Raw genomic sequence first — 16,003 nt, 5'->3', positions numbered from 1 at the left:
GCTGCAAAGAGACACGGTCGTCCTATGCCTTCACGAGAGGCTGCGCACGGCCGCCCACAACTGAAGTGAGTCGGCGATCCCGACTGCATTCCCCATAGAGGAGCACCTATGAATGCCCCCTTGACTCCGCCGGTCAGCGACGCCATCCGCCGCGCGCTCGAAAACGTTTCCCTGGACGACAAATACACGCTCGAACGCGGCCGCATCTATATCAGCGGCATGCAGGCCCTGGTGCGCCTGCCGATGCTCCAGCGCGAACGCGACCGCGCCGCCGGGCTCAACACCGCGGGCTTCATTTCCGGCTACCGCGGCTCGCCGCTGGGCGGGCTGGACCAGTCGCTGTGGAAGGCCAAGAAGCACCTGGCCGCCCACGACATCGTGTTCCAGCCGGGCCTGAACGAAGACCTCGCCGCCACGTCGGTATGGGGATCGCAGCAGGTCAATATGTACCCGGACGCGAAGTTCGACGGCGTGTTCGGCATGTGGTACGGCAAGGGCCCCGGCGTGGACCGCACCGCCGATGTCTTCAAGCACGCCAATTCGTCCGGCTCCTCGAAGCATGGCGGCGTGCTGGTGCTGGCGGGCGACGATCACGCCGCCAAGTCCTCCACGCTGGCGCACCAGTCCGAGCACATCTTCAAGGCCTGCGGGCTGCCGGTACTGTTTCCGTCCAATGTGCAGGAGTACCTCGACTTCGGCCTGCACGGCTGGGCCATGAGCCGCTATTCCGGACTGTGGGCGGCGATGAAGTGCGTAACCGACGTGGTGGAATCGTCGGCCTCGGTCGAACTCGATCCGCATCGCGTGGAGATCGTGCTACCCGAGGATTTCGCGGTGCCGCCGGGTGGCCTCAATATCCGCTGGCCGGACCCGCCGCTCGAACAGGAAGCCCGCCTGCTGGACTTCAAGTGGTACGCCGGCCTGGCCTATGTGCGCGCCAACAAGATCGACCGCATCGAGATCGATTCGCCACAGGCGCGCTTCGGCATCATGACCGCCGGCAAGGCGTATCTCGACACCCGCCAGGCCCTGTGCGACCTGGGCCTGGACGAAGAGACCTGCGCGCGCATCGGCATCCGCCTGTACAAGGTGGGCTGCGTGTGGCCGCTGGAGGCGCACGGCGCGCGCGCGTTCGCCGAAGGCCTGCAGGAAATCCTGGTGGTCGAGGAAAAGCGCCAGATCATGGAGTACGCGCTCAAGGAAGAGCTGTACAACTGGCGCGACGACGTGCGCCCCAAGGTCTACGGCAAGTTCGACGAGAAGGACAACGCCGGCGGCGAGTGGTCGATCCCGCAAAGCAACTGGCTGCTGCCGGCGCACTATGAGCTGTCGCCGGCCATCATCGCGCGCGCCATCGCCACGCGCCTGGAGAAGTTCGAACTGCCGTCCGACGTGCGCGCACGCATCGCCGCGCGCATCGCGGTGATCGACGCCAAGGAGAAGAGCCTGGCGGTGCCGCGCGTGACGGCCGAGCGCAAGCCCTGGTTCTGCTCGGGCTGCCCGCACAACACGTCGACCAACGTGCCCGAGGGCTCGCGCGCGATGGCCGGCATCGGCTGCCACTACATGACGGTGTGGATGGACCGCAACACCAGCACCTTCAGCCAGATGGGCGGCGAAGGCGTGGCGTGGATCGGGCAGATGCCGTTCGCCGGCGCCAAGCACGTGTTCGCCAACCTGGGCGACGGCACCTACTTCCACTCCGGCCTGCTGGCGATCCGCGCCTCGATCGCGGCCAACGTCAACATCACCTACAAGATCCTCTACAACGACGCGGTCGCCATGACCGGCGGCCAGCCCATCGACGGCAAGCTGTCGGTGCAGGACGTGGCCAACCAGGTCGCGGCCGAAGGCGCGAAGCAGATCGTCATCGTCACCGACGAGCCGGACAAGTACAGCGCCGCCATCAAGCTGCCGCAAGGCGTGGAAGTGCATCACCGCGACGAGCTGGACAAGATCCAGCGCGAGCTGCGCGAAGTGCCGGGCTGCACGATCCTGATCTACGACCAGACCTGCGCCACCGAGAAGCGCCGCCGCCGCAAGCGCGGCACCTATCCGGACCCGGCCAGGCGCGCCTTCATCAACGATGCGGTCTGCGAAGGCTGCGGCGACTGCTCGGTCAAGTCCAACTGCCTGTCGGTGGAACCGCTGGAGACCGAGTTCGGCACCAAGCGGCAGATCAACCAGTCGTCGTGCAACAAGGACTTCTCCTGCGTCAACGGCTTCTGCCCGAGCTTCGTCACGGCCGAAGGCGCGCAGGTGAAGAAACCCGAGCGCCACGGCATATCGATGGAGAGCCTGCCTGCGCTGCCGTTGCCTGAACTACCCGGCCTCGATCATCCGTACGGCGTGCTGGTCACCGGTGTCGGCGGCACCGGCGTGGTCACCATCGGCGGCCTGCTCGGCATGGCTGCGCACCTGGAGGACAAGGGCGTCACCGTGCTCGATATGGCGGGCCTCGCGCAGAAAGGCGGCGCCGTGCTCTCGCACGTGCAGATCGCCGCGCGGCCCGAGCAACTGCACGCCACCCGCATCGCCATGGGCGAGGCGGACCTGGTGATCGGCTGCGACGCCATCGTCAGCGCCACCGACGATGTCATCTCCAAGACCCAGGTCGGCCGCACGCGCGCCATCATCAACACCGCGCAGACACCCACGGCCGAGTTCATCAAGAACCCGAAGTGGCAGTTCCCCGGCGTGTCGGCCGAGCAGGATGTGCGCAACGCGGTCGGCGAGTCCTGCGACTTCATCAATGCCGGCGCCCTGGCCGTGGCACTGCTGGGCGACACCATCTACACCAACCCGCTGGTGCTGGGCTATGCCTGGCAAAAAGGCTGGCTGCCGCTGTCGCTCGACGCCATGGTGCGCGCGATCGAACTCAACGGCGTCGCGGTGGAGAAGAACAAGGCCGCCTTCGACTGGGGCCGCCACATGGCGCACGACCCGGAACACGTGCTGTCGCTCACCGGCAAGCTCAAGAGCACCGCCGAGGGCGCCGACGTGGTCAAGCTGCCCACCTCCTCCGGTGCGCTGCTGGAGAAGCTCATCACGCGCCGCGCCGAGCATCTCGCCGCCTACCAGGACGCCGCCTACGCGCAGACCTTCCGCGCTGCCGTGAACAACGTGCGCGCGAAGGAAATCGAACTGGTCGGCAGCGCCAAGCCGCTGCCGCTGACCGAGGCAGTGGCACGCAACCTGTCCAAGCTGATGGCCTACAAGGACGAGTACGAGGTCGCCCGCCTCTACACCGATCCGGTCTTCCTCGACAAGCTGCGCAGCCAGTTCGAGGGCGAGCCCGGGCGCGACTACCAGCTGAAGTTCTGGCTGGCACCGCCGCTGCTGGCCAAGCGCGACGAAAAGGGCCACCTGGTCAAGCGCGCTTTCGGCCCGTCCACCATGACCCTGTTCCGCCTGCTGGCGAAACTCAAGGGCCTGCGCGGCGGCCCGCTCGACGTGTTCGGCAGGACCGCCGAGCGCCGCACCGAACGCGCGCTGATCGGCGAGTACCGCGCGCTGCTCGACGAGCTGACACGGGACCTGAGCCCGGCCAACCACGCGACCGCTGTCGCGCTGGCAAACCTGCCCGACGACATCCGCGGCTTCGGCCACATCAAGGATGACAACCTGGTCAAGGTGCGCTCGCGCTGGTCGGCGCTGCTGGAACAGTTCCGCCATCCGGAGACGGCGCAGCAGGTGGCATGAGGTGAAGCTCGGGCGCAGCCTTGCGGCGGCGCCCCGGTTGTCGTCAAACCCCGCGTTATTCGTAGCGCGGGGTTTTTTTTGGCGGCGCCATGTTCCGATCCGTTCCGGTCGGCCCGCCCGCCAGCGCGCACGCCCTCACGCCGGCTGCGCCAGCGTCGTCTCGTTTTCCTTCACGTACATCGAGTTGCGCGGCCGCGCGAACACGCGCCGCACCATCGGTTCGAAGAACGACAGCGGCAGGTTGTCGTAGTCCTGCATGAAGGCGGCGCCGTCGTACTTGGCGCAGAACTCGGCGGTGCGCGCGAACAGCTCGGGCTGGCCGCGGAATTGCTCGCGCAGGTTGCGGTCAAGGCCCAGGTGGTGAAAGAAGTAGTAGCCCTGGAACACGCCGTGCTTCTCCACCATCCACAGGTTCTCGGGGCTGACGAAGGGCTTGAGGATGGCCGCGGCGATGTCGGGATGGTTGAAGCTGCCGAGCGTGTCGCCGATGTCGTGCAACAGCGCGCACACCACGTATTCCTCGTCGCGGCCGTCACGGTGCGCCAGCGTGGCGGTCTGCAGGCTGTGGGCCAGGCGGTCGATGGGAAAGCCGCCGCAGTCGCCGTCGAGCAGCTTGAGGTGGGCCAGCACGCGGTCGGCCAGGTTTTGCGCGAAGGGCATGAACTCGGCGGAAATGGCGGCCCAGTCCTCGCGTGTGCCGTTTTCCATATGGCTGAAGGTGGCGCGGGCGTGCTTTGTGGTTTCGCTCATGGGGGTGGTCTCCTGTGGCGGGTTGTCCCCGCTTGTCTTGATATTGGCGAAGCCGATTCTGGCACAGCTTTCGCGGCTACACTGTCAAGGACTCGACATTACCGCCGCCGCGCGGCGCCTCGACCCAGCATGCAGATCCGCCCTTACCTGGCCTCCGACGAGCACGACATCATCGCCCTGTGGCAGGCCTGCGGCCTGACCCGGCCCTGGAACGACCCGAAGAAGGACATCGCCCGCAAGCTCACCGAGCAGCCCGAGCTGTTCCTGGTCGGGGAAGTGGATGGCCGCGCCGTGGCCTCCGCCATGGTCGGCTTCGACGGCCACCGCGGCTGGGTGTACTACCTGGCCGTGCATCCGGACCACCGGCGCCGCGACCACGGCCGCCGCCTGATGGCGCACGCCGAGCAGCTGCTGATCGAGCGCGGCTGCCCCAAGATCAACCTGCTGGTGCGCACCGGCAACCACCAGGTGATCGATTTCTACCGCAGCCTCGGGTACGCCCAGGACGAGGCGGTCAGCCTGGGCAAGCGGCTGATCCCGGACCTGTAGCCACACCACGCCACCGGCAGGCAGCCATGTTCCGCATCCTCGCCATCGATCACCTGGTCCTGCGCAGCGCCGATGTGCCCGCGCTGCTGCGTTTCTACGTGGAGGTGCTGGGCTGCAGCGTGGAGCGCGAGCAGCCGGCCTTCGGCCTGACCCAGCTGCGCGCCGGCAGCGGCCTGATCGACCTGGTCACGCTGGACGGCCCGCTCGGCCGCGCGGGTGGCGCCGGGCCCGGTGCGCAGGGGCACAACCTGGACCATTTCTGCCTGCGCGTCGATCCCTTCGACGCCGATGCCCTGGGCACCCACCTGCGCGCGCATGGGGTGGAGCCGGGTCCGGTGGAGATGCGCTTCGGCGCCGAGGGCAAGGGGCCGTCGATCTACGTGCGCGATCCCGATGGCAATGTCGTCGAGCTGAAGGGGCCGCCAACGGATACGGTTGCGTAGCCTGTGCGGCGAACTAGGCATGCGGGCCGGATAGCCCTACAATTCCCGCTTCCCTCCGCCGCCGCTCCGGGCGCGCCATGACCGCACAAGACGCTGCTTCCGCACCACCTGCCGGCCGGCCTCCCATTTCCCCGCGCCAGCTGGTCTGGACCCTCGGCATCACCGAGACCATTTCCTGGGGCACCCTCTATTTCGCTTTCACCGTCTTTATCGGGCCGATGAGCGCCGCGCTGGGCTATTCCAAGCCCTTCCTCGCCGGCGGCTATTCGCTGGGCCTGCTGGTGTGGGCAATGTGCTCGTTCGCCGTGGGCCGGCTGCTGGACCGCGTGCCGGCGCGCATCGTCATGACCACCGGCTCCGCGCTGGCCGGCTGCGGGCTAATGCTATGGGCCTGGAGTCCGAGCCAGGCGGCTTTCCTGCTGATGTGGATACCGCTGGGCCTGGCCATGTCCACCACGCTGTACGAGCCGGCCTTCGTGGTGCTGCGCCAGGCCTTCGGCGACGGCTACCAGAAGTCCATCATGACGGTGACGCTGATGGCCGGCTTCGCCAGCACGATCTTCGTGCCGCTGGCGCAATGGCTGGTGCTGCATCTGGGCTGGCGCGAGACGCTGCTGTGCTTCGCCGCGCTCAACCTGCTGGTCTGCGCGCCGCTGCACGCGCGCCTGCGCTACCTGGCGCACGCCAGCTACGCCGCCGCCCCGGCACCGGCCATGCCGCTGGCCGACCCGGCACAGCCCGGCATCGCGCGCCTCGCGCTGCGCCAGCCGGTGTTCTGGGCGGTGGTGCTGGCCTTCACGGCGCTGGCGGTGATTGCCTCGCTGCTGGGCGCCCACCTGATCCCGATGCTGACCGAGAAGGGACTGCCGCTGGGCGAGCAGTTGATCGTGGCGGCGCTGATCGGCCCGGCCCAGGTGGTGGGCCGGCTGGTCATGATGCGCTTCCCGGCGCGCCATCCGCTGCGCCTGTCGCTGCCGGTCTACGCGGTGATGAGCGTGGGCCTGGTGTGCTTCGCGCTCGGCTACGGCAAGTGGCTGATGGCGGCGGCCGTGCTCTACGGCTGCGCCAACGGCATCAACACCATGCTGCGCGCCATGGCCATGCCGGAGCTGATCTCGCGCCATCACTACGCCACGCTCAACGGCCTGATGATGACGCCGGTGCTGCTGATGCAGGCCGCCGCGCCCTGGCTGGGCGCGCTGCTGTGGCGCGCGGCCGGCGGCTACTGGCTGATGCTGTGGGTGATGGTGGCGCTGGCGCTGTCGGCGCTGGGGGCCTTCGCCTTCGCGCTGCACCAGCGCGGCCTGCTGCGCCCGGCCACGACCGCGCTGGCATAGCGCCGGCGAGCGCCGCATGGCGCGCACGTCATGCGGCCGACGCACCGATGTGCGACGATGCGGGGCTCGAACACTTCGCTGCGCCCGCCGGGGCACGGCGCGCCATGCCGGCGCGGCGGTGCGTGCCCTTCGCCAATATGCCCGATTCCTCCCCTGCCGAACTGACCCGGCCGTCCGCTCCCGACCCGTCTCCTGCCGTGCCCGGCGCGCGCCGCGTGGAGCACGCCGCGCGCGCCACCATGGCGCTGTTCTTCGTCAACGGCGCCACCTTCGCCACCTGGGGCGTGCATATCCCGACCATCAAGGCCCGCTTCGGCCTGTCCGACGCGGTGCTCTCGCTGGCCATGCTGGCGGTAGCCGGCGGCGCCATCGCGGCGATGGGCCCGGTGGGCCGCTGGGTAGCGCGCGCCGGCAGCGCCCGCGCCAGCCGCGCGAGCGGGCTGGTCTACGCGGCGGCCACGGTGGCCATCCTGGCCATGCCGGCATTCGCCCTGCTGATCCCCGCGCTGATCGCCTTCGGCATGGCCAACGCGGCCTTCGATGTCGGCATGAACGCGCAGGCCGCCACGGTGGAGAACAGCCGCGCGCGGCCCATCATGTCGGCACTGCACGGCATGTTCAGCCTGGGGGGCATGGCCGGCGCCGCGGCCGGCGGCCTGCTGATGGGCCTGGGCGTGCCGCCGCTGGCGCATGCCGCCGGCATGGCGCTGCTGACGGCAGCGGTCACGGCCGGCGTGGCGCCCCGGTTGCTGGAGGATCACCCGATGCCGCCGCCGTCCGCCCACCACCGCGACCATGCGGTGCGCGCGCTCTGGCTGCTGGGCCTGATGGCCTTCCTCGGGCTGGTTGGCGAAGGTGCGATGTACGACTGGACCAGCGTCTATATGCGCGAAGTGGCGCAGGCACCGCAAGCATGGATCAGCGCCGGCTACGCCGCCTTCTCGGGCGGCATGGCGTGCGGCCGCTTCGGCGGCGACCGCCTGCGCGCGCGCTGGTCGGACGCGCGCACGCTGAAGATCAGTGCCTGGGTCGCCTTCGCCGGGATCGCGCTGGCGCTGCTGTGGCCGTCGCCGCGGGCGGCGCTGGCCGGCTTTGCGCTGATGGGGCTGGGGGCGGCGAACATGGTGCCGGTGTTCTTCGTGGCGGCCTCGCGCCTGCCGGGCGTGGCACCGGCCGAGGCGATCGCGCGGGTCGCGCGCTTCGCCTACGTGGGCCTGTTGCTGGGGCCGGTCATCATCGGTGGCGTGGCCCACGTCAGCAGCCTTCGCTACGGGCTGGGCGTGGTCGCCATCACCATGGGCTGGATCGCGCTGGTGGGCGCGCGGCTGGCGCGGCCCTACCTGGGCGCAAGGAAGCAGCCGGCCAGGTAGCCGGCCGCCCGTCAGGCCGCCGCCCCGAGCGCGGCCGGGGCGGATGCGCCCTGCCCCTCGAACACGAAGGTGTCCATCGCCAGCACGCCGTAGGTGACATCGTCGGCCACGCGCGCCACCCCCGCGGCGGGCTGCCCGGGCCGCGCGCCGTCACGCGGCCCCAGCGCCGCGCCCAGCGCCACGAAGAACGGCAGCAGGTGTTCGTCGGTCGGGTGGGCACGGCGGGCATATGGCGCCTGCGCGCGGTAGTCGGCAATGCGGGTGGTGTCGCCGCTGGCGAGCGCCTCGGCAAGCGCCTCGCCCATCCAGTCGCGGAACGCCTCCACATATGACTCGGCCACCTCGCCGTGCTGCTCGCGCCGCCCGCCGGGGCCGAACACTTCCTGCAGGTTGTGGGTAAAGCTGCCCGAGGCCATCACCAGCACACCCTCGTCGCGCAACGGCGCGAGCGCGCGGCCAATCTCGATCTGGGCCGCGGGCGGCAGGTAGGGGTTGAGCGCCAGTTGCACCACCGGTACGTCGGCCGCGGGGAAGAAATGCCGCAGCGGCATCCATGCGCCGTGGTCCAGCGGGCGATCCTCGTCCTGCAGCACCACCGCGGCGCCAGGCACGTGCGCCGCCTCGACCAGGGCCTTGACGCGGCCGGCCAGCGCCGGCGAGCCGGGCGCGTTGTAGCGCAGTTCGTAGAGCGCGCGCGGGAATCCGCCGAAGTCGTGCCAGGCCTCCTGCCGCTCGCGCGTGCCGACCACCAGCGTGCTGTAGATCCAGTGCGCCGAGATCACCAGCACCGCGCGCGGCTGGCGCGCGCGCAACTGCTCGCCGAGCGCGTCGAGCGCGGCGCCGCTGGGGCCCGGCTCGAGCGCGAGCATGGGAGAGCCGTGGGAAACGTAGATGGCGGGAAGCATGATGTCTGCCTTCTGATCCATTGATACATCCGAGTGTGACAAAACGCGGCGGCGCTGGCAGCGGCCATTTGCGGACTCCTCCATCAAAAAACTTGAAGCCAGCGTGCATGGACCGCGCCGGCTAACGTTGGGTGCCCCACACAACGCTTTAAAGATCCCGGCACTTCCCCGGCAATCGGCTTATGATGGCAAGCGTGGGGTCCGGCACGGCTCCGGCAAGCCCCGCAACCCGCAACCTATGGTGACGACGCGCGCCCCGGCGCGTCCGGTTGGAGAACATCGTGGTCAAGCGCCCCGCCCGCAGCCCGAGACTGCCCCATGCGAACTGGTGGCAACCGGGTGTGTATGCAAGCGGACCGGCCGTGCTCCTGTGGATCGCAGCCCGCATCCCGGCTCCCTGGCTGGCCGGCTTCCTCAACTTCCCCGCTGCCACCGCGCTGCTCAATCACTGCGGCGATACCCTCTTCGTGACCGGCTGGCTGGCCAGTGCGCTGTGGCTGTGGCTGACGCGCAAGCGCGATCCCGCCGAGAGCGCGCCGCGCCACGTCGCGCAGGACAATGCCACCAAGCCCGGCGATCACAGGCCGCACCGCGCCGGCTGACGCCGCGGCGGGCAGCGCCGATCCGTCCTTGCCGCGCCCGCCGGGAACGCCACGCGCCGTACGGGTGTAACCTTGGGGCCACACGCAAGGGCCGGTCGCGCGCCGGCCCGTTTTTCCTGGCCGGCCGCCCGATCCCTTAACATGTTGCCTTTCAGTCCCCGCCGCATGCTGTTGCGCGCACGCGGACCGCAAGCCTGTTCCTTATCGCACCAGAAGCATCAGACGCATCATGCAAGCCAACACAGCAACATCCCCGATCCCGGATATCTCCAAAGCCCAGCGACGAAAAGCCATCCTGGCCGCCACCATCGGCAACGGCCTCGAATGGTTCGACTTCACGGTCTACAGCTTCTTCGCGCTCATCATCGCCAAGCTGTTCTTCCCCACCGGCAATGACCTCACCTCCTTCCTGCTGACCGTCGCCACCTTCGGCGTGGGCTTCTTCATGCGCCCGGTCGGCGCCATCGTGCTCGGCGTCTACGCCGACCGCGTTGGCCGCAAGGCGGCGCTGACGCTGACCATCCTGATGATGGCGCTCGGCACCGCCATCATCGGCCTGGCGCCCACCTATTCGTCGATCGGCCTGTGGGCACCGGCGCTGATCGTGCTGGCCCGCCTGATCCAGGGGTTCTCGGCCGGCGGCGAGGTCGGCGGCGCCACCGCCTTCCTGATCGAGCACGCGCCCGACGAAGAGCGCGGCGCCTACGCCAGCTGGCAGCAGGCCAGCCAGGGCATCTCCTTCATGCTGGGCGCGGCCATGGGCGCACTGGTGATCAACGGCCTGGAGCCGGAGCAGATCGACGCCTGGGGCTGGCGCATCCCGTTCCTGTTCGGCCTGCTGATCGGCCCGGTCGGCATGTACATCCGCTCCCACCTGGAGGAGCCGCCCGCCTTCGAGGTGCGCCGCGCCGAGCGCAAGGCCAGCAAGGTCAAGTTCTCGCCGCTGACGCAGGTGCTGCGCGACCACCCGCGCGAAGTGCTGGCAGGCCTCGGCGTGACCATCCTGTGGACGGTCTGCACCTATGTGCTGGTGTTCTACATGCCGTCCTACGCCAAGCAGCAGCTCGGCCTGCCGCTGGGCGCCACGTTCCAGTCCACGGCCATCTGCGGCGCCATCATCCTGGTGCTGTGCCCGCTGATGGGCATGCTGTCCGACCGCGTGGGCCGCAAGCGCATGCTGGGCACCGTGGCGCTCATCATCGGCGTGCTGGCCTACCCGCTGTTCCACTGGCTCAACGTCTCGCCGACCACGCAGACGCTGCTGATGGTGCAGGTCATCCTGGGCATCCTGCTGGCTGCCTTCACCGGCCCCGCGCCGGCGGTCCTGGCCGAGCAGTTCCCGACCGAAGTGCGCTCCACCGGCCTGTCGCTCGCCTATAACTTCGCGGTGACCATCTTCGGCGGCTTCGCCCCGCTGATCGTGACCTGGCTGATCACCTCGAGCGGCAGCAAGCTGGCACCCGCCTACTACGTGATCGCCGCCGCCGTGGTGAGCTTCATCGCGCTGCTGTTCATGCACGACCGCACCGGCAAGCCGCTGCAATGACRGCCGCGCCGGCGCCGGATTGCGCCGGCGAGCCATGAACGGATAAAAAGAAGCCAACCGCGAGGTTGGCTTTTTTTTCAGGGCGGCGGATCGCGGGCGGGCGGCGCCGCCCCGAGCGAGCGCAGCAACCGCCAGGCCATGAAGCCGAGCACGCCCACCGCCACCAGCAAGGCGCCCCACAACACCAGGCGCCGCGTATCGGCGGACACCGCCGCGGACTGCGGCGAGGCCGTCATGCCCGCGATATGCGCGTTGCCGATTACCGGCGCGGGACCGGCGAGCAGTTCGTCGCGCGCAACGCGCCCGGGCTCCGGCGCCGTCCCCTGCGCCTCGCCCACCGCCAGCGAAAACGGCGCCGCGCCGCGCGCAACAAAGGTCAGCACGGCTGGCCGCCAGCCCAGCGCCAGCTCCGGCATGCCGCTGCCCAGGCCGCCACTGCGCCCCGCTACGCTCAGGCGCCAGAAACGGTCGGCATTGCGGCTGATCGCCAGCGGCGCATTTTCCTGCTCGGTACCGCCGGCGCCCGCCAGGCGAAAGAGTTGCATGCTGCTGGCCAGGCGCCAGGCCGATTGCGCATCGGGGCGCGACCACAGCGTGGCCTGCGCCACGGTATTGGCCTGCGGCAGGCGGATGCGCACGCGCTCGGCGGGAAAGCGGCCGCCGCTGTCGAACAGGTACTCGTCGCCGGTTCCCGCCTGTGTGGCGACGATACCGTCGCGCCATTGCAGCGACAGCGGCGGCGGCGCGCTTGCCGCCACGGTTTCGACCTGTACGCGCAGCGGGACCGGCGGCGTGCCCAGCCACTGCAGCCGCAGGTAACGCGCGCGCACGCGCGCAAGCGTCACGCGGTCCTGTGTGAGCGTGCTGCCGTCGCGCGTCAGGCGCAGCAGTTGCGCCGTGCCCGCGCCCTGCCATTGCTGCAAGTCGTCGCTCGTGGTCACTTGCACGCCGCCCTGGAAGTCGCCTTCGGGCAAGCCGATCACCACCGCGCTGGCCGCCGCGCGCAGCTGGCTCAGATCCAGCAGCCAGGCCGCCGGCTTGCCGGCGGGCGGCGGCGGGCTGGCCGCGCGCAGCGCGCCGTCGCTGCCGATCACCACGCCCATGGGCGCGCCCTGGACCGGTGCGCGCGCCGCCGGCAGCGCGAACCACGGCACTTCGTGCAGCGTGCGCACTTCGGCGGGCGCCTCGGCCGGCAGCGCCAGCGCATAGGGCAACAACTCGCCGGCGCCGTTGCGCACGCGCAGGTCGCCGAGTCCGCCTTGCCGCGCGTGGGCGTAGACGCTGGCATCCAGCGTCACCGCGTAGTACGCCGCGGCGCCTTCGGTGACCAGCGCGAAGCGCTCGGCCCACGCCAGGCCCGGGGCCAGCAGCGCCACGACGGCGCCCAGGAGCAGCGCCTTGGCCGGCCTGCCGGGGCCGGGGGAAAACCGTGTCATGCGGCCTCCTTCGCCTTCGGCGGCAAGGGCGAGAAATAGCCGATCAGCAACAGCAGGACGCCCACGCCGATAAACGAGATGATCCGCTCGATGCCCTTGACGAAGGACAGGTCGAGCAGGAACAGCTTGATCACCGTCACGCCGAGCAGCGCCCCGCCCACGAACCACAGCACGCGCGTGCCGCGCCGGGTGGCCGCCACCATCACGATCAGCGCCAGCACGGTCCAGAACACCGACAGCGAGGCCTGCACCAGCGTGGATGCGCCCAGCTCCTGCAGCGTGTAGGGCACGCCGGACCAGTGATGAAGCGTGCGCAGCAGCATCGCGTTGAGCCAGACGAAGAGCGTGGCCGCGGCGATGCCCCTGAGCCCGTCAGCGTACGGCTCCACCGGCATGCCGATGCGCCGCGCCCGCGCGAGCCACAACATTGCCACGCCGTAGACCAGCACCTGCACGAGATCCAGCGGATTGAGCAGCGGCACGCGGCCGAGGGTGGCGCCGGCCTGGGTCAGGTTGGCGTACAGCGTCCACAGCCACATCAGCACCACCAGGGGCGCCGAGGCCACGGCAAACAGGCGCAGCAGGCTGTCGCGCCGCGCCCAGACCATCCCGGCCAGCGCGAACGCGCTCCAGCCCGCCAGGAAGACCAGTTGCAGGTTCAGCGAGCGCAGTACGTCCGCCACGCCATAGCCGATGCCGAAGTGATGATGCAGGGTGCGCAGCAGGACCGCGTTGAACCACAGGAAGGCGGTGGCCAACGCGGCGTACTCCAGCACGCGCGGGCAGCCGGCCAGCCCCAGCGCGGCAAGGCGGCGCAACCACAGCACCAGCGCCAGCGCGGCGAGCAGCTGCGCCACGTCGAGCGGGTTGAGCAGCGGCAGGTAGAACAGCGGGGCGGCATCGCCGTCGCTGGCCACGCTGGCCACGCTCCACAGCCACAACAGCGCCGCCAGTGGCGCGGCGCCCCACAGCAGGTAGGCGCGCGCGAAGCGGGCCACCGGCCAGCGCAGGCGCCAGCCCCAGGCCGACAGCAGCGCCAGCAGCGCGCCGTAGCCGTAGGCCCACGCGCTCCAGCTCCACGCGCCTTCCGGCACGTAGGCGCGCAAGCGCCAGTAGCCCTCCGTGGTCAGCAGCATGCACAGCGTCCCGAACAGCAGCGCATGGTGTGGCGCCAGCAGCGCATCGGGCACATCGTCCTGCAGGCGTCGCAGCAGCACGTAGGTCGCAGCGAAGACCGCCAGCCAGGCCAGCGCGCCCGTGCCGGCCAAGGGCGAGGCCAATCGGGCCGCGCAGCTCAGCGCTGCCAGCACGGCCAGCAGCGGTGCCACGGCCAGCGCCGGCATGCCCGCCAGCGGCCATGCCAGGCCGCGCCGCGCCAGGTGCGCCAGCCATCCGCCGAGCGCCACGAACAGCGCCAGCAGCTCCAGCAGGGCCCGCGGCTGCCAGCCTCGCTGCATGTGCCAGTGCAGGATTTCGGCCACGCCGCCGCCCAGCCACCACAGCAAGCCCCAGCCGGCCGCCGCCAGGCCCAGCGGCGCGCACGGCGCGTACCAGGCGCGTGCCTCGGGCCGTCCGTGCAGGCGCCAGCCGCTGAAGATGCCTGACCCGGCCAGCAGCAAGGTGCCGATATAGCGGCTGTTCAGCACAGGCCACTCCAGCCGGGCGGTCTCGGACAGGCTGCCCGCGGCGAAGGCCATGCCGCCAGCCAGTTGCAGCAGCAAGCCGCTGGCCAGCGCCAGGCGGCGCTGCTGGCGCACGCCCAGCCACACCACGGCGGCGCCCTCCACCGCCCACACCGCGCTGGTGGTGCGCCCGTCGAAAGCCAGCGGCACGGCCAGCGTGGCAAAGATGACGCCAAGCGCCAGCATGGCCTCGAACAGCAGCCCCAGGCGCTCGCGCCGCGCCGACAGCCATGCGGCCAGGCCGAGGTAGAAGGCCGCCAGCGCGACCGCGCTCCATGCCATGGCAAACGGGATATTGCGCACCAGCGCGGCCTGCAGGCCCATCGCCAGCAGCGGCGTGCCGAACACCAGCGTGCCGTCCACGTAGTCCTTCAGGCTGACCTGCCGGCGCAGCGCATAGAGCAGCGCGATGCCGGTGTACATCAGGAAGAACAGGATCAGGAAGGGCTCGGTGCTGGCCAGCAGCGCGGGGCGGTAGTTGAACGCGCCCCATGCCGTGCCGATGCCGAAGGTGAAGGCAAAGCCGAGCAGGTTGAGCTGGCGCCAGGCGCGGAACCAGGCAATGGCGAAGATGCCGGCGTTGAGCAGCGCGTAGTAGCTGAACAGCATCACGTGGCTGCCGCCGCCGGTGGAGATCAGTACCGGGGCGAGAAAGCCGCCGGCGCTGCCCGTGAATGCCAGCACTGCCGCGTTCTGCAGCACCGCCAGGCCGCCGGCCAGCACGCAGATCGCCACCAGCAGCGGGAAGGCCGCCGCCGCCGGCAGCAGGCCATACAGCTTGGTGGCGGCGAACACCGTGAGGTACAGCACGCCCACGCCGCCGCCCTGCAGCACCAGCGCGTAGGTGGCGCGGCGCTCGCGCAGGAGCCAGCCCATCGCCAGCAGCGCCACCGCGCCGGCGGCCACGCCGGCAAGGCGGAACTCCACCGGCAGCATCGCGTTGTCGGACGCGTACTTGAGCAGGAAGGCTACGCCGAAGAACAGGATCAGCACGCCGACCCGCACCACGCTGTTGCCGCCGAGCAGCCAGTCGCGCGCGGCAGACAGCGCGCGCTGGACAAAGTCCGGCTCCTGCGGGCCGAGCGGCGTGGAGAGCGGCGGCGCGGGCGGAACCACCGCCGGCGATACCGGCGGCTGTGCGACCACCGGCGGCACCGGGATCGCCGCGGGCATGGCAATGGATGGTGGCGCTGCCGCCGCGGCCGGGACAGGGACCAGGACAGGGACCCGGACCGGCATCTCGCCTGCCTCGGTCGCGGACGAGGAAGGCTGCGCAACCGCCGGGTCCTGGAGCGCTTGCGCGCCCGCCGCGCCGCGCAGCTGCGCCAGCTCACCCCTGAGCGCGGCCAGTTCGCGCTCGAGGTTGGCCACGCGCGCCGCCAGCGGCAGCGGCGCCTGGCCGGCAGCGTCCTGCGTGGCGCCCTGCGCAGTGCCTGCGGGAATCTCCCACGCATCGCCCGGCGCGCGCGGCCGCGCCGGCCGCTCGCTCACCAGCCAGCCAAAGCCGAAGCCCAGCACGGCGCCCGTCAGGGCGCCCCCGAAGCCGGCCGCCACCGCGCCCAGCACCATGCCAATCACCGCGAAGATCCAGCGCATCAGTTATGTGTCGCCTTACAGGTTGACCAGGGGTTGATGCAAGATGAAGCGAAGCGAGCCATTGGGGTGCCCGGCGCGGCCGGCA

Annotated in this window: 11 protein-coding genes; 7 read left to right on the top strand and 4 right to left on the bottom strand. The window is 70.3% G+C overall.

What is annotated here, in order from left to right; all coding sequences use genetic code 11:
- The first annotated feature begins 108 nt into the window (after positions 1-108).
- Positions 109-3,702 (top strand): indolepyruvate ferredoxin oxidoreductase family protein, encoded by a 3,594-nt coding sequence (locus tag AC1DK4_RS23885; protein WP_441649950.1) that lies wholly within the window; start codon positions 109-111, stop codon positions 3,700-3,702.
- Between the two features lie 135 nt (positions 3,703-3,837).
- Here the strand turns inward: AC1DK4_RS23885 and AC1DK4_RS23880 are convergent, their stop codons facing one another.
- Positions 3,838-4,452, bottom strand: a complete 615-nt coding sequence (locus AC1DK4_RS23880) for an HD domain-containing protein (RefSeq protein ID WP_441613011.1) — start codon at positions 4,450-4,452, stop codon at positions 3,838-3,840.
- Positions 4,453-4,581: 129 nt separating this feature from the next.
- Here AC1DK4_RS23880 and AC1DK4_RS23875 point away from each other — a divergent pair, with 129 nt between their 5' ends.
- The 4 genes from AC1DK4_RS23875 (at position 4,582) to AC1DK4_RS23860 (ending at position 8,151) form a co-directional block, all read left to right on the top strand.
- Positions 4,582-5,001 (top strand): GNAT family acetyltransferase, encoded by a 420-nt coding sequence (locus tag AC1DK4_RS23875; RefSeq protein ID WP_441613010.1) that lies wholly within the window; start codon positions 4,582-4,584, stop codon positions 4,999-5,001.
- A 26-nt stretch (positions 5,002-5,027) separates the two neighbouring features.
- The gene (locus tag AC1DK4_RS23870) at positions 5,028-5,444 is read left to right on the top strand and encodes a VOC family protein (protein ID WP_441613009.1); all 417 of its coding nucleotides are present in this window, start codon (positions 5,028-5,030) and stop codon (positions 5,442-5,444) included.
- Positions 5,445-5,521: 77 nt separating this feature from the next.
- Complete coding sequence (locus AC1DK4_RS23865) at positions 5,522-6,781, top strand: MFS transporter (RefSeq protein WP_441613008.1); 1,260 nt, start codon at positions 5,522-5,524, stop codon at positions 6,779-6,781.
- Between the two features lie 239 nt (positions 6,782-7,020).
- Entirely contained in the window at positions 7,021-8,151 is a 1,131-nt protein-coding gene (locus tag AC1DK4_RS23860) for an MFS transporter (protein WP_441613057.1), read from the top strand.
- A gap of 11 nt (positions 8,152-8,162) precedes the next feature.
- Here the strand turns inward: AC1DK4_RS23860 and AC1DK4_RS23855 are convergent, their stop codons facing one another.
- On the bottom strand, positions 8,163-9,056 hold the full coding sequence (locus tag AC1DK4_RS23855) for a dioxygenase family protein (RefSeq protein WP_441613056.1): 894 nt from the start codon (positions 9,054-9,056) through the stop codon (positions 8,163-8,165).
- Between the two features lie 281 nt (positions 9,057-9,337).
- Between AC1DK4_RS23855 and AC1DK4_RS23850 the strand changes: the two genes are divergently transcribed.
- Positions 9,338-9,658, top strand: coding sequence for a hypothetical protein (locus AC1DK4_RS23850; RefSeq protein WP_441613007.1), 321 nt, complete (start codon positions 9,338-9,340; stop codon positions 9,656-9,658).
- Between the two features lie 229 nt (positions 9,659-9,887).
- A complete protein-coding gene (locus tag AC1DK4_RS23845; protein WP_441613006.1) occupies positions 9,888-11,204 on the top strand; it encodes an MFS transporter in 1,317 nt (438 codons plus the stop codon).
- A gap of 77 nt (positions 11,205-11,281) precedes the next feature.
- Here AC1DK4_RS23845 and AC1DK4_RS23840 read toward each other — a convergent pair whose 3' ends face one another.
- Together AC1DK4_RS23840 and AC1DK4_RS23835 are read right to left on the bottom strand one after the other, a co-directional pair.
- Complete coding sequence (locus AC1DK4_RS23840) at positions 11,282-12,640, bottom strand: DUF3999 domain-containing protein (RefSeq protein WP_441613005.1); 1,359 nt, start codon at positions 12,638-12,640, stop codon at positions 11,282-11,284.
- Positions 12,637-15,918 carry a DUF2339 domain-containing protein gene (locus AC1DK4_RS23835; RefSeq protein ID WP_441613003.1) on the bottom strand — a complete coding sequence of 1,094 codons (3,282 nt, stop codon included), beginning with the start codon at positions 15,916-15,918 and terminating at the stop codon, positions 12,637-12,639. Before AC1DK4_RS23835 ends, AC1DK4_RS23840 begins: the two co-directional genes overlap by 4 nt.
- Positions 15,919-16,003: the final 85 nt, after the last annotated feature.

This window comes from Cupriavidus sp. 05N38 (genome assembly GCF_056397345.1).
Note: the sequence above shows the minus strand (reverse complement) of the source record. Positions and strands in the feature narration are given on the sequence as shown.